Raw genomic sequence first — 17373 nt, 5'->3', positions numbered from 1 at the left:
GGCGCGCGGGTGCCGGCCCAGGTCACCACCCTCGGCTACGCCCGCGCCGCAGCCCGGGCGCTGCGGCCCGGCGGCACCTACGCCGCCAACCTGGCCGACGCGGCGCCCTTCCCGTTCCTCCGCTCCCAACTGGCCACGCTCGCCGCCTGCTTCGCCGAGCTGTGTCTGCTGGCCGAACCGGCGGTGCTGCGCGGGCGGCGGTTCGGCAACTTCGTCGTGCTGGCCGGCGACCGCCCGCCGCCGCTGGCCGCGCTGGCCCGCCGCGTCGCCGCCGACCCGTTCCCCGCCCGCGTGGTGACGGGCCGCGAGGTGGCCCAACTGGTCGGCGACGCGCGGCCGGTGACCGAGGAGACCGCCGTTCCTTCGCCGAGGCCGCCGGCCGACGCCTTCCGCGTCGGCTGACGGCCTCGGGTCCGCCCGGCGCGGCTCAGCTCTGCTCGGTCTCCAACGGGTAGGGCCGCAGGCTGCTCATGATCTGCTCGATCGTCTCGTCCGGCAGCTCGTCCTCGACGCCCGCGTCCGCGACCAGCACCCAGGTCGCCATGTCGTTGTTGAGGTCGAGGTAGGAGACCGCGTACACCTTGCCGTCGGTCTGGCCGCAGGGGTTGGGGTCCTCCTCGTCCTCGGGAACGTCCCGGACGGTGGCGGTCACCAGGTGGCCGCTGATGCCGTGGTCGCTCTCGAACTCCTCCGGCTCCGACATCTCGAAGGTGCCGCGCTGGTGCTGGTCGTAGCCGCCCAACACCCAGTTCATCGCCTCGTTCTCGGCGGCCTCGGCGGTGTTGGTGGCGCCCTGGGCCCCCTTGGTGCCGGCCATGGCGCGGCTGCTGACGCCGTACTCGGCGTCGGCGCACCAGCCGTCCATGTAGGTCGCCACGCCCGACATGGCCACCAGGATGTCGCCCTCCTCGGCGCCCTCCCGCTCGTCCTCGTAACCGAACGTCGTGCCCTCGGAGTTGACGGTCCACTCGTCCGGCGGCACGTCGAACGCGATGTGCCGGTTCTCCAGGGTCTGCACCTGCCAGTCGGGCGCGATCACCGGGTCGGGGCGCTGGAGCACGCCCTGGCGCGGGTCGTCCGGGTCGTTGGGCCGCGTCGGCTCGTCGGTCGGCTCCTCCGTCGGGTCCTCGGACGGGTCGCCCGACGGATCGCCGGAGTCGCCGGGGGTGTCCCGGTTCTGGCCGGCCTGGGGGGAGTCGTCCCCGCCCATCAGCACCACGCCGGTCACGGCCGCGCCGGCGACCACGGCGACCGCGACGATGATGCCGACGGCTATCTTCAACCTCCTGCTGTCGCCGTCGTTCGGCGGCGGGGACGGAGGCGGCAGCGTGGGCGGGCCCTGCCGCTGCCACGCGCCGCCGGGCGCTCCCGGCGGCGGGACGGGTGGCACGCCCGGCTGAGCCCCCTGCCCGGGCTGCTCCCACCCCGCGCCCGCGCCGCCGGTCGGCGGCTGCTGGTACGGGTTGGGCTGCTGGTACCCCGGCTGCTGATAGGGGTTGGACCACTCCCGGCCCGGCTCGCCCCCCGGCTGCTGTTCTCCTGGCCTCATGGCTCAGAACCCTAAGGGTGGCGGCGCCGGCGGAGGACACCTGTCACCGTATTGCGACGGACCTGCGACGAGAAGGCAGCCCCGGCGCGCGGGCGTTGGGGCGGAACGTGGCGGGCGGGCGCCCCAAGCCACCGTCATTACCCGCTGGTAACGTGGGGGTATGACTGACCGGATCTCCGTCGGCGAGCAGCTCGCCGCGACCGTGCCCATGGTCCGCGCGCTCCATCTGGAGTTCGTGCGGACCGACCCGGAGTGCGCCGTGCTGCGCCTGCCCGACCAGCCCACGTTCCACAACCACGTGGGCGGGCCGCACGCCGGCGCCATGTTCACGCTGGGGGAGTCGGCCAGCGGGGCCATCGCCCTGGCCGCGTTCGGCGACCAGATGTCCCGCGCGCTCCCGCTGCCGGTGCGGGCCGAGGTCTCCTACCGGAAGATCGCCACCGGCGAGATCACCGCGACGGCCACCCTGGGTCGGCCGGTGGCGGAGGTGGTGGCCGAGCTGGACGCGGGCCAGCGCCCCGAGTTCCCGGTCGAGGTGGAGATCACCCGCGCCGACGGCGAGGTCACCGGCACCATGACCGTGGTCTGGACGCTGCGCCCGCACCGCGACTGAGGGGCGGGCGCCCGGGAGTCAACGGGCGGCCGGCGCCCGCCCGTTGACCGTGATCAGCCGGTGGCCAGCAGCAGGGTGCCGGCCAGGGCGAGCCCGGCGCCGGCCGCCTGCGCGGCCAGCAGCCGCTCGCGCAGCACCCCGCGCGCGGCCAGCGCGGTGACCACCGGGTAGAGCGAGGCCAGCACCACGGCCACCGTCATCGGCCCGATCCGGGCGGCCAGCGCGTAGGTCGCGTTGGCCGCCACGTCGGCCAGCCCGACGAACGCCAGCGACGGCAGCGCGCCGACCAGCAGCCGCCGGCCGCCCTCCGGCAGCGGCGGGGCGCCGCGCCTGGCCGCCACCCACAGCGCCGTCCCGCCGGTCACCACGTTGCACACGCGCTGCGCGAACAGCGCGAGGAAGAGCCCGGTGACGGTCGTCGACGCCTCGGCGATCAGCGCCAGCACCGCGCCGAAGCCGAGGGCGGCGCCGGCCGTGAACACCAGCGTCTGTCGGGGGATGCCCCCGCCGCCGCCCAGGGTCGGCCCGCCGGCCAGCAGCACGCCGAGGAACGCCACGGCCATCCCGGCGTACTGGACCAGGCCGGGGCGCTCGCCCAGGATCAGCGCCACCCCGACGGGCACCGCTAGCGCGGTGGCCGCCAGCGGCGAGACCACGCCCATCGGGCCCAGCGCGAGCGCCCGGTAGAAGCAGAGCATCGCCAACGGGCCTATCGCCCCGGCCGCGACCGCGAACCAGAGCCGCCCGCCCGCCTCGCTCCACGCCCCGGTGGCCACCACGATGCCGCCCAGCACCACGGCGGCCAGGGTCTGCGAGGCCACGACCACCGTCAGCGCCGGCAGGCGTCGGGTCAGCAGCCCGCCGCCGAAGTCGGCGAGCCCCCAGAGCAGGCTGGTGACCAGGGCAAGGGTGACCATCGTTACCTCGCAAGTACAGTGTTTCGGGCGCCGCGACGGGCCGTCCCGCAGGGGCGGAACGGCCGGAAGGGCGGTCGCGGTGTCAGTGTCGAGCCAGTACGCGGCGGGAGGGGCCGGGAGAGTCCGGAATACTCAACGCTCGCGTCGAAAATAGTACACCCCGCAGTACGCTCCGGTGCACCCGGGCGACCCGGGGCCCATCTCGCTTACCTCGATCCCGCAGGAGAGACGTCGGTGACCGATCTCGACCAGCTCACCCAGTCCCTGGCCGGCAACCTGCGCCGGCTGCGCGCCGAGCGGGGGCTCACCCTGGAGGCGCTCGCCGCCAGGGCCGGGATCAGCCGCAGCATGTTGATCCAGATCGAACAGGCGAGGACCAACCCCAGCGTCGGCACCGTGGTCAAGGTGGGCGACGCCCTCGGGGTCAGCGTCACCACCCTGCTGGACACCCAACCCCGGCCCACCGTGCGGCTGTTCACGGCCGAGCAGACGGTGCGGCTCTGGCACACCGAGGCCGGCAGCCACAGCACGCTGCTCGCCGGCACCGAGGCGCCCGGGCCGCTGGAGCTGTGGCGCTGGCGGCTGATGCCGGGCGAGGGTCACGAGGCCGACGCTCACCCGCACGGGACCACCGAGCTGATCCACGTGGTGGAGGGCGAGTTGACCCTGCGGGTGGACGAGGAGGACCAGCCGGTGCCGGCGGGCGCCTCGGCCGCCTTCGAGTCCCATGTGCCGCACGGCTACCACAACCGGGGCGCCGAACCGGTCGAGTTGATCATGGCCGTGGTGGTCCCGCCCGCGCCGGGGTGAGCCGGTGCGGGGCGCCCGTTCCGGCCTGGTACGGTGCCCGCCATGCGCGCTCCCATCGGAAACTTCGACGAGGCCGTCCCGTTGCCGAAGGCCCTGGACCTGCTGGTTGCCCCGGTGGCCGAGGCGGTGCGCGGCTGGCGTGGGAGCGTTCCGGTCGAGGAGCTGCTCTTCGTCGACACCGACCCGGAGAAGGCGGACACCGCCGTCTTCGTCGAGACCTACGGCGAGGACCTGGCCGAGGCGTCGGCGAACTGCGTGATCGTCGCCGGTCGGCGCGGCGGGGAGACCACCCTGGCCGCCGCCCTCGTTCCCTCGACCACCCGGGCCGACGTCAACGGCGTGGTCCGGCGCCATCTGGGGGCGCGCAAGGTCTCGTTCGCGCCCCACGAGACGGCGGTGCGCGAGACCGGCATGGAGTACGGCGGGATCACGGTCGTGGGGCTGCCCGCCGGCTGGCCGGTGCTGCTGGACGCGGCCGTGGTCGCGCGGGATCACGTGCTGATCGGCAGCGGGGCGCGCCGGGGCAAGCTGATCGTGCCGGGCGCCGCGCTGGCCGAGCTGCCGGGCGCCGAGGTGCTGGAGGGGCTCGGCCGGTAGCACCGGTAGCGGGGGGTCGGGTGGGGTACCCGGCCGCCGAGGGAACGAAGGGGTACCCTGGGCCCCTGGGGCGACGATGAGGTTAGGCTAACCTAACTCCGGTGTGGTGGTTCCCCTTCGCGGTCCCCGCACCCGCCCTCGCACCGAGTCCAGGAGCTGTCCGTGAGCGACCGACCCGCCCGAAAAGGGCCCCAGACCCACCGCGCCCAGGTGGTGTACAAGGAACGCCTCACCCCGCACATGATCCGGGTGGTCTTCGGTGGCGAGGGCCTCGCCGCGTTCGCCACCGGGGAGTGCACCGACCACTACGTCAAGCTCGTCTTCCCGCTGCCCGACGTGGCCTACCCCGAGCCGTTCGACATGGGCGAGGTCAGGGCGTCCATGCCGCGCGCCGCCTGGCCCAGGACCCGCACCTACACCGTCGCCGGCTGGGACCCCGAGGCGCTGCGGCTGACCATCGACTTCGTGCACCACGGCGACGAGGGGCTGGCCGGCCCCTGGGCCGACGCCGCCCGCCCCGGCGACGAGCTGTACCTGCTGGGTCCCGGCGGCGCCTACGCGCCCGAACCCGACGCCGACTGGCACCTGTTGGCCGGCGACGAGGCGGCCCTGCCCGCCATCGCCGCCGCGCTCGCCGCGCTGCCGGCGGGGGCCAGGGCGCTGGCCTTCGTCGAGGTCGCCGGGCGCGAGGAGGAGCAGAAGCTCAACCACCCCGAGGGCCCGATCGAGGTGGTCTGGCTGCACCGCGAGGGGCGGCGGGTTGGCGAGGCGCTGGTGGAGGCCGTCACCTCCGCCGTGTTCCCGCCGGGCGAGCCCCAGGTCTTCGTGCACGGCGAGGCGCACACCGTCAAGGCGCTCCGCCGCCATCTGCGGCACGACCGGGAGCTGCCCAGGGAGCGGATGAAGTCCGTTTCCGGCTACTGGCGTCGCGGCTCGGACGAGGATGGCTGGCAGTCCAGCAAGGCCGAGTGGAACCAGCGGATCGAGGCCGAGCAGGAGGCCGCCGCCGGCTGAGGCGGGGCGTTCCCGCGCGCCGGCGCACACCTCCCGGACGCGCGCCGGCGCGCGGGCCGGCCCGTCAGGCGGTGCCGGCCGGCTCGTAGGGCCGGCGCCCCCACTCCATCGCCGACCAGGGCGGGGTCAGGTCCGCCAGCTCGGTGATCTGGTGCGGCTTGAGCGAGCGCGGGTCGGGCGCCTCCCGGTGCCGGGCGAAGGCGCGTTCCGCGTAACGGTGCCCGGTGTCGGCGCCGATCACCAGGTGGGTCCGCTCCGGCCGCCGCCCCGCCTCCCACAGCGCGGCCAGATGCGCCGCCCCCGTCGACAGGCCGGCGAAGACCGCGTGCGAGCGGACCAGCCCGACGGCCCCCGCCAGGGCGTGCCGGAAGTCGACCCAGTGCAGCCCGTCGTAGAGCCGGTGGCGCACGTTCTCGAACGGGATCGCGCTGCCGATGCCCGCGATGATCGCCTCCGGGTCGCGGAACCGCTCGCTGCCGAAGGTCACGCTCCCGAACGGCTGGACGCCCACCAGCCGCGCGTCCAGGCCCCGTTGCCGCAGCGGAACGACCAGCCCGCCGGACGAGGAGCCGGTGCCTACCGGCGCGACCACCGTCAACGGGCCATCCGGCAGCGCGGCGGCCACCAGGTCGGCGAACTCCCGGTAGCCCGCGTAGTGCACCGCGTCGTGGTACTGCCGCATCCAGTGCGCCTCCGGCCGCGCCGCGACCAGCTCCCGCACCCGGGCCACCCGCCGGTTCTGGTCGAGCCGCAGGTCGTCGGATGGCGGCATCTGGTCGATGGTGGCGCCCAGGATCTCCAACTGCACCCGGGTGGTGAGGTCCACGGTGGTGGAGGCGACGATGTGGCAGCGCAGCCCGTAGCGGTGGCAGGCCATCGCCAGCGCCAACGCGTAGATCCCGCTGGAGCTGTCGACCAGCGTCTGGCCGCGCCGGATGACGCCGCGCTCCAGTAACGTCCGCACCGCGCCCAGCGCCGCGTAGACCTTGAGCGTCTCGAAGCGCGCCAGCACCACGCCGGGGCCGAGCCGCACCAGATCGGGTGCCTTGACGGCGTCGGTGATGTGCTCGTGGATCACCGGGGGCCTCAACGGGGCCTGTTTCGGCGGCGGTTGGGCCGGCGTCCCGGGCGCTGGAACGTTCGCGGGCGCGTTGGTCGGCGCGTTGGTCGGTGCGTTCGCTGGCACGTTCGTGGGCATGGCATCGCCACCTCGACTCGTGGGGGCCCGGCGGGGGATGGCGCCGGGGTGGGGGAGGCGGGGGCGAGGCCACGGGCGTCGCCCCCGCGCGGGCTCAGCGGGGCGCCGGATCGCCCTCGGCCAGGGCCAGTTGGGCCAGCAGCGTCCGGCGGGCCCTGGCCACCCGGGAGCGGACGGTGCCCACCGGACAGCCGCTGGCCGCCGCCACCTCGGCGTACGGCATCCCGGCGATCTGGGTGAGGCGGAACGCCCGGGCGCGGTCCGACGGCAGCCGGGCCAGCAGTTCGTCGAGGGCCACCCGTTCCTCGAACCCCGGTATGTGGCCGCGCTGTTCGCGCTCCACGGTGGTGAGCCAGTCGGCGGTGGCGGCCAGCGGCGGGCGGGAGCGCTCGTAGCGGACCCGGTCGACGGCGGCCCTGCGGGCGATGGCCAGCAGCCAGGTGCGGGCGGAGGAGCGCCCCTCGAACGCGGGCAGCGCGCGCAGCGCCCGCAGCAGCGTCTCCTGGGCCAGGTCCTCGGCGCCCTGCGGGTCGCCGGTGAGCCGGGTCAGATAGCGCAGCAGGTCGTCGCGGACGGCGGCGAAGAACGACTCGACGGCCCGCCGGTCGCCGCCCCGCGCGGCCAGCGCCCAACGGGTCACGGTCGCCTCGTCGGCGGTGGCGGGGTCGTTCGCCGCGTGGTCGGGCGCCGCGTGGTCGTGCGGGCTGGGGTGGTGCGCGGCGGGGTCGGGCGTGGTGTGGTCGTGCCCGGCCGGCGTGCGGCGGGGCAGGGTGGTGGGGGGTGGGGCAAGACGTGCGGTCACGGTCCTGTCGCCTTTCACGGAGGCCGTGGCGTTCCGCTGGAACGCACGGTGTGGTCGGGCCGGGAGCCGCCGCGAACGAGGACGGTGCTGGGGGTCAGACGGGGCGTGCCCGGCCGTGGCGCGCGGCGTTCGTCCGACGTGTCACGCCGGGAACGCGGGCCGTGCCGGGGGACCCCTGGACTCGATGGGGCGCTCCCACCCGGGCGGGGGCGGCGGCCGGTCGGCGGTGGGCCGGGCGGCCCCCGCGTCGACCGGGGTCGGCGGGTTGACCGGGCGCGGCGGCGGGCCGAGCACCCGGTGCGCCGCCCAGCGCAGCAGCCCGAAGAGGGCCCGTTCGCCCCACCACAGCCACACCGCGCTCAGCAGCGCGACGGCCAGATGGCCGGCGACCATCGAGGCCGGGCCGTCCACCAGCCCGTGGCCGGGCGCGACGGCACCGGCGGCCGACGGGCCGGCCGTGCCGGTGTCGGCCATGCCCGTCCCGGCCATCCGATGGCCGGCGTGCGCGGCGTGCAGGCGCGCGGCCTGGAGGGCGTGTCCTGCGGAGAAGGCGCCGTGCAGAAGGAGTTGGACGCCCAGGGTGGCGGCGATCACCGCGACCGGGCCCCGCTCCCGCTCGGTGAACGACCAGACGCCCACCCAGACGCCGAGGAAGACCACCAGCAGCAGCCGCCAGGAGACCGCGTCCCCGGAGACCGCCGTGTGGCTGGAGATGGCGAGCACCACGCAGAGCGCCGAGAATACGGCGGCTCTCGTGGCTCGCAACATCCGGCCCGCTTCCATGACAGAACCATGGTGACACCGAGCGCTTCGGGTGACGATATGCGCGACGCGGATTTCGTTACCGGGAAATCGATTCCCAACACGCGGGAACTTCCCCGCCGTTGCCCACGACTTCACAAGTGAATGACGTCCCCACCCCGACGGGACCCCGGCCGTAGGAGCCTCGGCGACGGCGGCAACCCGCCCGGATCTGCGGGGACTTGACGCCGGGACAACCGAAGGGGAACTCCGCGAAGAAGCGACGAAGAAGCCGACGAAGAGCCGCTGACGGCTCAACCGTAAAGGATTTCCGTGCCATTATCCCCGCGACGTCACGTGTGCGTTTCCGTGACCGTGGGTACAGTCCAGCTCGCCCCGCCCCCGCCCCGGATCGGGCCGACGGCGCGGGCCGTCACCGGAATCGAGGTTCCCTCACCCATGCACTGGTACGAGGATGACGACTTCTGGGTGGACTTCGCGCCCGTGATGTTCTCCGACCGCCGCCGCGCGGAGATCGCCGAACTGGTCGCGACCTCACCGCTGTTCGACCACCCGCCCGGCACCCGGGTGCTGGACCTGGCCTGCGGGCCCGCCCTCTACGCGGTGCCGCTGGCCCGCCGGGGCTGCCACGTCACCGGCGTCGACCTGAGCCGGCCGATGCTGGAACGCGCCCGCGCCGCCTGCGCGGAGGCCGGCGTCGAGGTCCGGCTGGTGCGCGGCGACATGCTCACCCATGTCGAACCCGAGACCTACGACGAGGCGATCAACGTCTTCACCTCCTTCGGCTACTTCGAGCGCCGCGACGACAACCTCACGGTGCTGCGCAACGTCCTCGCCTCGCTGCGTCCCGGCGGGCGGCTGCTGGTCGACGTGATGGGCCGTGAGGTCGTCGCCGGCTGGATCGGCCGGCCCCAGGTGGTGGAGCTGCCCGACGCGCTGGTCTTCCAGCGGGACACGGTCCTGGACGAGTGGACCCGGCTGCGCACCGACTGGACGCTGGTGCGCGGTGACCGCGCCCGCGAGGTCTCGATCACCGCGTTCCTCTACAGCGCCGCCGAACTGCGGGCGCTCTTCGCCGAGGCCGGCTTCGTCGACATCGAGGTCTACGGCGACTTCGACCGTTCCCCCTACGACCAGCGGGCCCGCCGACTGGTCGTGCGCGGCACCCGGCCGGCCGTCTCCCCGGCCCAGGACCCGGACGTTCCGGCCACCCCGGCCGGCCAGGAAGGAGAGGACGACGCATGACCATCGCCGCCCTGGAGGCCCTCAGCTTCGGACTGGCCCGGATCGTCGAGGCGGCCGAAGCGGCCGGACACCGCCTCGCCCTGCTCACCGGCGACCGCGCCATCTACCAGCACGAGCTGGCCCAACTCCCGGCCGACGCCCTCGACATCGTGGACGTCGACACCCACGACCGCGACGCCAGCCGGGCCGCGCTGCGCGCCCTGCCCGACCTGGCCGGGCTGATCAACTCGACGGACGGCTGGAGCGTTCCGGCCGCCGACCTGGCCGCCGAGCTGGGCCTGCCGGGCCCCGACCCGGCGGCCGTGCGGCGGCTCCGCGACAAGCTGGCGGTCCGCCGGCTGCTGGCGGAACGGGGCCTGGGCCCCGAGGGGGCGATCCCCGTCGGCCCCTCGACCACCGCCGAGGAGATCCTCGCCGGGGTGGGGCTGCCCGCCGTCCTCAAAGACTCCGCCGGCACCTCCTCGAAGAACGTGTGGCTGGCGCGCGACCGCGCCGAGTTGGACGCGGCGCTGGAGCGGGCGCGCGGCGCGGCCCTCACCGGCCGGCTCTTCGCGGAGCGCTACCTCGCCGGCCCGCTCTACAGCGCCGAGACCCTCAGCTTCGAGGGACACACCCGGCTGCTGGGCGTCTTCAGCCGCCAGACCTCCCCGCTGCCCCGGGTGCGCGAGGAGGGCGCGGCGTTCCCCGTCGCCCTGCCGGGCGAGGAGACGGAGACGGTACGGCGCTGGGTCGGCGACGTGCTCGCCGCCGCCGGGCATCCGACCGGGTTCGCCCATGTGGAGTTCGTCTGGACCGCCAAGGGGCCCGAACTGGTCGAGATCAACCGGCGGATCGGCGGCGCCCTGGTCGGCGAGGCGCTCTGCCGGGCGCTGGGGGTCAACGTCTACCACGCGCTGATCGACACCACCCTGGGCCGCCGCCCCGCCCTGCTCGACGGGCCCCAACCCACGGGCGACGCCAGCGCGTTGGTGCTGATCTACCCCGACAGGACCGGCACCCTCGTCGGCTGGTCGGGCCTCGACTCGCTGGCCGCCTTCCCCGGCGAGCCCGAGTGGTACCCGACGGCGGCGCCGGGCGACCGGGTCGTCCACCTCGACGACCAGCGCGGCTGCACCGGCATCCTCCTGACCCGGGGCGCGACGGCCGAACTCGCCTGGCACCGCGCGCTGAGCGCGGCCGGCACGATCCGGGCGGTGGTGGAGGACTGAACGGTGCCGGGTGCGGCCCGGCGGCACGGCGCTGGTCACGTGGCGGGTGCGATATCCCGGCCGCCCGCGCGCGGTTGACGTTCCTGTACTCGTGGGCGTTCGAGCGTCGCGGGGGAACGGGAGGGGGCCGGCCATGAAGCTCGCCGAGGCACTGGCGGAACGTGCGGAGGCGGCGCGCCGGGTGGAGCAGCTGCGGGCGCGTGTCGTCAGCGGCGCGCGGTACCAGGAGGGGGAGACGCCCGCCGAGGACGCGGCGGCGCTGCTGGCCGAGGCCGGCGAGGTGTTGGAGACCCTTGAGACGCTGATCCGGCGGATCAACCGGACCAACGCCGCCGTGGAGATGGGCCCCGACGGCACGCTCACCGACGCGCTCGCGCGCCGCGACACGCTGCGGCTGCGTCACTCGGTGGTCACGGCCGCGGCGGACGCGGCGGCGGGTGCGGGCGGTCGCGGACATGTTCGTCAGCTCCGTTCCGAGCTGACGATGGTCTCCGCGCTGCCCGTCGCCGAACTGCGCGCCCAGGTGGACGCGTTGGCGCGCGAGATCCGGGAGATCGACACGCGCATCCAGCGCATGAACTGGGAGGTCGACCTGCTGGACTGACCGGCCCGCAGGGCGGGACCGGAACGACATGGAGCGGGTAGCCGCTCCGGAGGCGTGCACACGCCGAGGGCCGGCGGCTTTCCGGTCACTCCTTGGCGCGTGAGGAGCAACGCCGGGTTCGACTTCCCGTCAACAGCGCAGCTCAGCACGGCGCACAGGTAACGGCGCACCGCGCACGGCATATCACCGCGTGCGGATCCGGAGCGGCGAGGGCGGGTTCGGGGCTCTCCACGTCACGGCAACGCGTCGGGCCGCCGCGTAGGGGGCGTTGGCCTCGCCGGAGGTCAACAGCGCGAAGACGTAGAGGCGTTCGGGATGCCGGCGCCGCAGCTCCCGGTACGCCGCCCGGGCCGCGTCGGCGATCAGCGCGCTCAGCGCCGGGTCGGGCACCGGGCGGACGGGTGCGCGGGCCCGCTCCGGGGGGTCGGCGATCAGGCGGCGCAGCGCGGCCGGCTCGATCCGGTTGTTCTCCGAAGGCCCGGCGTCGCCCAGGCACTCGTGAACGGCGGTCCGATAGGGCGCGAGCAGGTCGAGCGACGCCCGCAGCCGGTCGGTGACCTCGCGCTGGTCGTTCCCGAACAGCTCGACGTCCACCAGGGGTTGACCGGCGTCCACGCGCCGCCGCACCTCGGCGACGCCGAGCCCCAGCGTCCGGTGTAGAGCCATCAGCACGCCCGCCGGGAGCGGCTCCCCGACCACGACGAGGGCGCGCACGGAACCGAGGGCGTCGCCGCGGTCGGGCATGGTGGCGAGAACCCTAGCCCACGCCCAGCCTGGGCAGCTCGATCGCCGGGCAGCGGTCCATCACCATCGCCAGGCCGGCCTCCCTCGTCCGCCGGTAGGCGTCCTCGTCGATCACGCCCAGCTGGAACCACACGGCCTTCGCGCCGATCGCCACCGCCTGGTCGGCGACCTCGCCGGCGAGGTCGCTGTTGACGAAGACGTCCACCACGTCCACCGGGAACGGGATGTCCGCCAGCGTGGCGTACCCGGGCTCGCCGTGCACCGTCTCCGCCTTGGGATGCACCGGCACCACGCGCTTGCCGGCGGCCTTCAGGACCCTGGCCACCCCGAAGGCGGCCCTGGCCGGGTTGTTCGACAGCCCCACCACCGCCCACACGGGCCCGGTCTCGGTGAGGATGTCGCGAACGGTCTGCTGGTCTCCATACATGTGCCCCACAACCACCCCGCGCGCCCGGCGCATTCCCCGGGGGCCCGGACGGGCGGGCCCGGCGGGACTGTGCGGACACGGCCTAGGCTGGGCCGGTGTCCGACACGTATCTGACGGTGGCCGCCGAGAGCGAGCACGAGACCGAGGTCAACCGTTCCCGCTTCCGCTGCGCGCTGGCGCCGGCCGCGACGGAGGAGGACGCGCTCGCGTTCGTGGCGCGGATCAGGGAGCGGCACCCCACCGCCAGTCACCACTGTTACGCCTATGTGATCGGCGCGGACGGCGCGGTGCGCCGGGCCTCGGACGACGGTGAGCCCTCGGGCACGGCGGGCCAGCCCATGCTGAACATGCTGCTGCGCCGCGAGGTGCGGTTCACGGTCGCGGTGGTCACCCGCTGGTTCGGCGGCGTCAAGCTCGGCGCCGGTGGGCTGATCCGCGCCTACGGCGGCGCGGTGGGCTCGGCGCTGGACGCCGAGCCGCTGGTCACCCGGCGGCGGCTGCGGCTGGCCACGGTGACCGTTGACCACGCCAGGGCCGGCCGGCTGGAGAACGAGCTTCGGGCGTTGGGCCACCCCGTGCGGGACGTGCGCTACGGCGCCGAGGTGGCGATCACCCTCGCCCTGCCGGCGGCCGAGTGGGACGGCTTCGCCTCCTGGCTGGCCTCAGCGACGGCGGGCGCCGCCCGGCTCGCCGCCGGCGAGGAGACCCACGGCACGGGGTGATCCTTCCGGCCACGTGCGCGTGCGGTGCCCGCCGGAAGCCGGCCGAAAGCGGGTACTCGGCGGCCGGAACAGAACGGCGGGGGAGTCCGTTGCCCGGAGTAAGTTGAACGGTAAACTAAACCGACCGACCAGCCGAGACGAGGTGGGTGTGATGCAGTTCGGAATCTTCACCGTCGGTGATGTCACCCCCGATCCGACGACCGGGAGGACCCCGACCGAGCACGAGCGGATCAAGGCGATGGTGACCATCGCGCGGAAGGCCGAGGAGGTCGGGCTCGACGTCTTCGCCACCGGCGAGCACCACAACCCGCCGTTCGTCCCCTCATCCCCGACCACCATGCTGGGCTGGATCGCGGCCCGCACCGAGCGGCTGATCCTCTCCACCGCCACCACGCTGATCACCACCAACGACCCGGTGAAGATCGCCGAGGACTACGCGATGCTCCAGCACCTCGCCGACGGCCGCGTCGACCTGATGATGGGCCGGGGCAACACCGGGCCGGTCTACCCCTGGTTCGGGCAGGACATCCGGCAGGGCATCCCGCTGGCCATCGAAAACTACGCGCTGCTCCACCGGCTGTGGCGCGAGGACGTCGTGGACTGGGAGGGCCGCTTCCGCACCCCGCTCCAGGGCTTCACGTCAACGCCCAGGCCGCTGGACGGCGTTCCGCCGTTCGTCTGGCACGGCTCCATCCGCAGCCCGGAGATCGCCGAGCAGGCCGCCTACTACGGCGACGGCTTCTTCGCGAACAACATCTTCTGGCCCACCACACACTTCCAGCAGCTCATCGGCCTCTACCGGCAGCGCTACGCCCACTACGGCCACGGCACCCCCGAGCAGGCGATGGTCGGGCTCGGCGGACAGATCTTCGTCCGGAAGAACTCCCAGGACGCCATCCGTGAGTTCCGGCCGTACTTCGACAACGCGCCGGTCTACGGGCACGGTCCCTCGCTGGAGGAGTTCATGGAGCAGACCCCGTTGACCGTGGGCAGCCCGCAGGAGGCGATCGACAGGACGCTCACCTTCCGGGAGAACTTCGGCGACTACCAGCGGCAGCTCTTCCTGATGGACCACGCGGGCCTGCCGCTGAAGACCGTGCTGGAGCAACTGGACATCCTGGGCGAGGAGATCGTCCCGGTGCTGCGCCGGGAGTTCGCGGCCGGGCGGCCGGCCGACGTGCCCGACGGGCCGACCCATGCCGCCCGGGCCGCCGCCGAGCGCCAGCGGCGCGCCGCGACCCCGGCCTGAGCCGCGACCCCGCCCCGCTGCCCGACGTCCGCCCGTTCCCCAACCGCACGCACCACAGGAGGAGTTGTCCCCATGACGCCGCGCACCCTGGTGGTGGTCAGCGCCGGGCTGAGCCAGCCGTCGTCCACCCGGCTGCTGGCCGACCGGCTCGCCGAGGCGACCCGCCGCCACCTCGCCGCGCACGACGCCGGCGGCCGGGAGGTCACCACCCGCGTCGTCGAACTCCGCGACCTGGCCAGGGACATCGCGGGCCACCTCGTCACCGGCTTCCCGGCCCCGCCGCTGCGCGAGGCGATCGAGGCCGTGGAACGGGCGGACGCGGTGATCGCGGTGACGCCCGTCTTCGCCGCCTCCTACAGCGGGCTGTTCAAGTCGTTCTTCGACCTGTTCGAGCCGACCGCGCTGGTCGGCACGCCGCTGCTGATCGCCGCGACCGGTGGCACCGCCCGCCACTCGCTGACCCTGGAGCACGCGATGCGCCCGCTCTTCGCCTATCTGCGGGCCACCGTGGTGCCCACGGCGGTGTTCGCCGCCGCCGAGGACTGGGGCGGCGACGGCGACCCGCTCACCGACACCCTGCCGACCCGGATCGACCGCGCGGCACGGGAGTTGGCCACCCTCCTCCTGGCCGGGACCCCCGCCCAGGCTCCGGCCCCGGCGGGGGAGGCCGGCCGGGCGCAGGCCGACGACGGAGAACGAGCCGGGAACGCGGACGGGGCGGCGGACGGGCGCGCGGCCGAGGGGACGGGGCTGAGGTTCACCCCGTTCGCCGAACAACTCGCCGCGCTGCGCCGCCGGTAGCCGCCGCTGGCCGCCGGGAACGGCCGGCGGTGGCCGGACCCGCCACCTCGGCCGGCGGCGGGCGTTGTCAGACCCCGGTGGCAGACTGGTGCGCGATCCACCGGGACCGGCCCGGTGGCCGGGAGAAGGGCGCGGGTTGATGACACGGCGGCGTGGCGGGGCGGCCCCGGCGTGAGGCTGCTGCACACCTCCGACTGGCATCTGGGCCGCACCTTCCACCGGGTGAGCCTGCTGGCCGAGCAGGAGGCGTTCCTGGACCACCTGGTCGCCGTCGCGCGGGCCGAGCGCGTGGACGCGGTGCTGGTCGCCGGGGACGTCTACGACCGGGCGGTGCCCCCGCTGGCCGCCGTCCGCCTCTTCGACGAGGCGCTGCACCGGCTCGCCGCGCTCGACGTCCCCACCGTGATGATCTCGGGCAACCACGACTCGCCGCACCGACTCGGCGTCGGCGGGCGGCTGTTGGCCCGCGCCGGCATCCACCTGCGCACCCGCCCTGAGGAGTGCGGCACCCCCGCGCAGCTGCACGACGCGCACGGGCCCGTCGCCGTCTACGGGCTGCCCTACCTGGAGCCGACGCTGACCCGCGAGCCGCTCGGCGCCGAAGCGCCCCGGCACGCCGCCGTGCTGCGCGCCGCGATGGACCGGGTCCGCGCCGACCTCGCGACGCGGCCGGCCGGCACCCGCGCCGTGGTGCTCGCGCACGCCTTCGTCACCGGCGGCCAACCCTCCGACAGCGAACGGGACATCACCGTCGGCGGGGTCGCCGCCGTGCCCGTCGCCACCTTCGACGGCGCCCACTACACCGCCCTCGGACACCTCCACGGCTGCCAGACCCTCACCGAGCGGGTGCGGTACTCCGGCTCCCCGCTGCCGTACTCGTTCTCCGAGGCCGGTCACCGCAAGAGCCTGTGGCTGGTCGACCTCGACGCCGCAGGCGCCGTCCACGCCGAACGCGTCGACGTCCCCCTCGGCCGGCCGCTGGCCCGGCTGCGCGGCCGCCTCGACGACCTGCTGTCCGACCCCGAACTCGCCGCCCACGAAGGCGCGTTCGTCGAGGCCACCCTCACCGACCCGATCCGCCCCGAGGAGCCCATGGCCCGGCTGACCGCCCGCTTCCCGCACGCCGTCAGCCTGCTCTTCGAGCCCGAACGCGCCCCGGGCCAGGCCGTCGACTCCTACGCGCGCCGCCTCGACGGCCGCACCGACGAGCAGGTCGCCGAGGACTTCGTCACCCACGTCCGGGCCGGCCAGGGCCCCGACGGCGCCGAACGGGCCGCGCTGCGCGCCGCGTTGACCGCCGCCCGCGTCGGACAGGAGCGCGGGGAGTGAGGCTGCACCGGCTCACGGTCACGGCGTTCGGCCCGTTCGCCGGCACCGAACGCGTCGACTTCGACCGGCTCGCCGCCGGCGGCCTCTTCCTGCTGCACGGCCCCACCGGCGCCGGCAAGACCTCCATCCTCGACGCCGTCGTCTACGCCCTCTACGGCTCGGTGCCCGGCGCCCGACAGGGCAGCCCCCAGGCGCTGCGCAGCGACCACGCCGACCCGGGCACGCCGACCGAGGTCGTCCTCGAACTCACCGTCGCCGACCGCAGATTGGAGTTGACCCGCCGCCCGGAACAGCTTCGCCCCAAGCGCAGGGGCGGCGGCACCACCCGCGAACGCGCCCGCACCCTGCTGCGCGAACGCCGCACCCCGGGCGGCGCGTGGGAGGCGCTCAGCGGCTCGCACCAGGAGATCGGCCGCGAGATCGGCGAGCTGCTGGGGATGAACCGGGACCAGTTCTGCCAGGTCGTGCTGCTGCCCCAGGGGGACTTCGCGCGGTTCCTGCGCGCCAGCGCGGAGGACCGGGCCAGGCTGCTCGGCCGGCTCTTCGACACCCGCAGGTTCCGCGCCGCCGAGGAGCACCTCGCGGAGCGGCGCGCCCGCGCCGCCGAGCGGGTCGGCGCGGGCGACGAGCGGCTGCTGGCCACCGGCCACCGGGTCCGCCAGGCGGCGGGCGACGACGCGGAGCTGGCCGGCCACCGCTGGGCCGGGCTGAGCCCGGGCGATCCCGAACTGGCCGACGCCGTCCTGGAGTTCGCCGCGCTGGCGCGGGTCGGCGCACGGGAG

At 74.8% G+C, this 17373-nt stretch carries 19 protein-coding genes and 1 pseudogene; 13 read left to right on the top strand and 7 right to left on the bottom strand.

From position 1 onward, the window contains the following. Positions 1-402 (top strand): annotated as a pseudogene (locus EBN88_RS30685) (spermidine synthase-like protein); the annotation flags it as partial. Between the two features lie 25 nt (positions 403-427). Here EBN88_RS30685 and EBN88_RS20745 read toward each other — a convergent pair. Further along, complete coding sequence (locus EBN88_RS20745) at positions 428-1549, bottom strand: hypothetical protein (protein ID WP_147472782.1); 1122 nt, start codon at positions 1547-1549, stop codon at positions 428-430. Positions 1550-1721: 172 nt separating this feature from the next. Here EBN88_RS20745 and EBN88_RS20740 point away from each other — a divergent pair, with 172 nt between their 5' ends. Further along, entirely contained in the window at positions 1722-2162 is a 441-nt protein-coding gene (locus EBN88_RS20740) for a DUF4442 domain-containing protein (protein ID WP_193318049.1), read from the top strand. A gap of 53 nt (positions 2163-2215) precedes the next feature. Here the strand turns inward: EBN88_RS20740 and EBN88_RS20735 are convergent, their stop codons facing one another. After that, positions 2216-3079 carry an EamA family transporter gene (locus tag EBN88_RS20735; RefSeq protein WP_122185421.1) on the bottom strand — a complete coding sequence of 288 codons (864 nt, stop codon included), beginning with the start codon at positions 3077-3079 and terminating at the stop codon, positions 2216-2218. A gap of 234 nt (positions 3080-3313) precedes the next feature. On the opposite strand from EBN88_RS20735, the gene EBN88_RS20730 reads away from it, so the two are divergent. The 3 genes from EBN88_RS20730 (at position 3314) to EBN88_RS20720 (ending at position 5500) form a co-directional block, all read left to right on the top strand. Beyond that, positions 3314-3889 (top strand): helix-turn-helix domain-containing protein, encoded by a 576-nt coding sequence (locus tag EBN88_RS20730; RefSeq protein WP_122185420.1) that lies wholly within the window; start codon positions 3314-3316, stop codon positions 3887-3889. A gap of 42 nt (positions 3890-3931) precedes the next feature. Continuing rightward, complete coding sequence (locus EBN88_RS20725; RefSeq protein WP_122185419.1) at positions 3932-4486, top strand: YbaK/EbsC family protein; 555 nt, start codon at positions 3932-3934, stop codon at positions 4484-4486. A gap of 162 nt (positions 4487-4648) precedes the next feature. Further along, positions 4649-5500, top strand: coding sequence for a siderophore-interacting protein (locus tag EBN88_RS20720; RefSeq protein WP_122185418.1), 852 nt, complete (start codon positions 4649-4651; stop codon positions 5498-5500). 64 nt (positions 5501-5564) lie between these two features. Here EBN88_RS20720 and EBN88_RS20715 read toward each other — a convergent pair whose 3' ends face one another. The 3 genes from EBN88_RS20715 to EBN88_RS30680 all read right to left on the bottom strand — a co-directional run bounded on the left by EBN88_RS20715 (position 5565) and on the right by EBN88_RS30680 (position 8268). Further along, positions 5565-6578, bottom strand: a complete 1014-nt coding sequence (locus EBN88_RS20715; protein WP_233580815.1) for a pyridoxal-phosphate dependent enzyme — start codon at positions 6576-6578, stop codon at positions 5565-5567. 214 nt (positions 6579-6792) lie between these two features. Then, positions 6793-7500, bottom strand: a complete 708-nt coding sequence (locus EBN88_RS20710; RefSeq protein WP_407703436.1) for a sigma-70 family RNA polymerase sigma factor — start codon at positions 7498-7500, stop codon at positions 6793-6795. Between the two features lie 141 nt (positions 7501-7641). After that, the gene (locus tag EBN88_RS30680; RefSeq protein ID WP_158621457.1) at positions 7642-8268 is read right to left on the bottom strand and encodes a hypothetical protein; all 627 of its coding nucleotides are present in this window, start codon (positions 8266-8268) and stop codon (positions 7642-7644) included. Positions 8269-8700: 432 nt separating this feature from the next. On the opposite strand from EBN88_RS30680, the gene EBN88_RS20700 reads away from it, so the two are divergent. The 3 genes from EBN88_RS20700 to EBN88_RS20690 all read left to right on the top strand — a co-directional run bounded on the left by EBN88_RS20700 (position 8701) and on the right by EBN88_RS20690 (position 11319). Continuing rightward, the gene (locus EBN88_RS20700) at positions 8701-9507 is read left to right on the top strand and encodes a class I SAM-dependent methyltransferase (protein WP_122185416.1); all 807 of its coding nucleotides are present in this window, start codon (positions 8701-8703) and stop codon (positions 9505-9507) included. Next, positions 9504-10715 carry an ATP-grasp domain-containing protein gene (locus tag EBN88_RS20695; RefSeq protein ID WP_122185415.1) on the top strand — a complete coding sequence of 404 codons (1212 nt, stop codon included), beginning with the start codon at positions 9504-9506 and terminating at the stop codon, positions 10713-10715. Before EBN88_RS20700 ends, EBN88_RS20695 begins: the two co-directional genes overlap by 4 nt. Positions 10716-10848: 133 nt before the next feature. Beyond that, entirely contained in the window at positions 10849-11319 is a 471-nt protein-coding gene (locus tag EBN88_RS20690) for a DIP1984 family protein (protein ID WP_122185414.1), read from the top strand. A 183-nt stretch (positions 11320-11502) separates the two neighbouring features. On the opposite strand, the gene EBN88_RS20685 is transcribed toward EBN88_RS20690, so the two are convergent. Both EBN88_RS20685 and EBN88_RS20680 read right to left on the bottom strand, forming a co-directional pair. Further along, positions 11503-12063, bottom strand: a complete 561-nt coding sequence (locus EBN88_RS20685; RefSeq protein WP_122185413.1) for a DUF4303 domain-containing protein — start codon at positions 12061-12063, stop codon at positions 11503-11505. A 13-nt stretch (positions 12064-12076) separates the two neighbouring features. After that, positions 12077-12490 (bottom strand): CoA-binding protein, encoded by a 414-nt coding sequence (locus EBN88_RS20680; RefSeq protein WP_122185412.1) that lies wholly within the window; start codon positions 12488-12490, stop codon positions 12077-12079. 95 nt (positions 12491-12585) lie between these two features. Between EBN88_RS20680 and EBN88_RS20675 the strand changes: the two genes are divergently transcribed. The 5 genes from EBN88_RS20675 to EBN88_RS20655 form a co-directional block, all read left to right on the top strand. After that, on the top strand, positions 12586-13212 hold the full coding sequence (locus tag EBN88_RS20675) for a YigZ family protein (RefSeq protein ID WP_122185411.1): 627 nt from the start codon (positions 12586-12588) through the stop codon (positions 13210-13212). 151 nt (positions 13213-13363) lie between these two features. Continuing rightward, positions 13364-14461, top strand: coding sequence for an LLM class flavin-dependent oxidoreductase (locus EBN88_RS20670; RefSeq protein ID WP_122185410.1), 1098 nt, complete (start codon positions 13364-13366; stop codon positions 14459-14461). Between the two features lie 72 nt (positions 14462-14533). Then, complete coding sequence (locus EBN88_RS20665) at positions 14534-15262, top strand: FMN reductase (RefSeq protein WP_122185409.1); 729 nt, start codon at positions 14534-14536, stop codon at positions 15260-15262. A 171-nt stretch (positions 15263-15433) separates the two neighbouring features. Further along, a complete protein-coding gene (locus EBN88_RS20660; RefSeq protein WP_122185408.1) occupies positions 15434-16591 on the top strand; it encodes an exonuclease SbcCD subunit D in 1158 nt (385 codons plus the stop codon). Beyond that, positions 16588-17373, top strand: a 786-nt coding sequence (locus tag EBN88_RS20655) for an AAA family ATPase (RefSeq protein ID WP_147472781.1), incomplete at its 3' end; no start/stop codon positions are given. The genes EBN88_RS20660 and EBN88_RS20655, both read left to right, overlap by 4 nt.

It is taken from the genome of Streptomyces triticirhizae (assembly GCF_003696235.1).
In the GTDB taxonomy this organism is placed as follows: Bacteria; Actinomycetota; Actinomycetes; order Streptomycetales; family Streptomycetaceae; genus Streptomyces; species Streptomyces triticirhizae.
Note: the sequence above shows the minus strand (reverse complement) of the source record. Positions and strands in the feature narration are given on the sequence as shown.

What these genes read in the sequence shown, in the direction of transcription:
- EBN88_RS20685 (WP_122185413.1), bottom strand. Translation starts at nt 12,063, where the DNA reads ATGCCCGACCGCGGCGACGCCCTCGGTTCCGTGCGCGCCCTCGTCGTG.
- EBN88_RS30680 (WP_158621457.1), bottom strand. Translation starts at nt 8,268, where the DNA reads ATGTTGCGAGCCACGAGAGCCGCCGTATTCTCGGCGCTCTGCGTGGTG.
- EBN88_RS20695 (WP_122185415.1), top strand. Translation starts at nt 9,504, where the DNA reads ATGACCATCGCCGCCCTGGAGGCCCTCAGCTTCGGACTGGCCCGGATC.
- EBN88_RS20665 (WP_122185409.1), top strand. Translation starts at nt 14,534, where the DNA reads ATGACGCCGCGCACCCTGGTGGTGGTCAGCGCCGGGCTGAGCCAGCCG.
- EBN88_RS20725 (WP_122185419.1), top strand. Translation starts at nt 3,932, where the DNA reads ATGCGCGCTCCCATCGGAAACTTCGACGAGGCCGTCCCGTTGCCGAAG.
- EBN88_RS20670 (WP_122185410.1), top strand. Translation starts at nt 13,364, where the DNA reads ATGCAGTTCGGAATCTTCACCGTCGGTGATGTCACCCCCGATCCGACG.
- EBN88_RS20700 (WP_122185416.1), top strand. Translation starts at nt 8,701, where the DNA reads ATGCACTGGTACGAGGATGACGACTTCTGGGTGGACTTCGCGCCCGTG.
- EBN88_RS20690 (WP_122185414.1), top strand. Translation starts at nt 10,849, where the DNA reads ATGAAGCTCGCCGAGGCACTGGCGGAACGTGCGGAGGCGGCGCGCCGG.
- EBN88_RS20680 (WP_122185412.1), bottom strand. Translation starts at nt 12,490, where the DNA reads ATGTATGGAGACCAGCAGACCGTTCGCGACATCCTCACCGAGACCGGG.
- EBN88_RS20735 (WP_122185421.1), bottom strand. Translation starts at nt 3,079, where the DNA reads ATGGTCACCCTTGCCCTGGTCACCAGCCTGCTCTGGGGGCTCGCCGAC.
- EBN88_RS20745 (WP_147472782.1), bottom strand. Translation starts at nt 1,549, where the DNA reads ATGAGGCCAGGAGAACAGCAGCCGGGGGGCGAGCCGGGCCGGGAGTGG.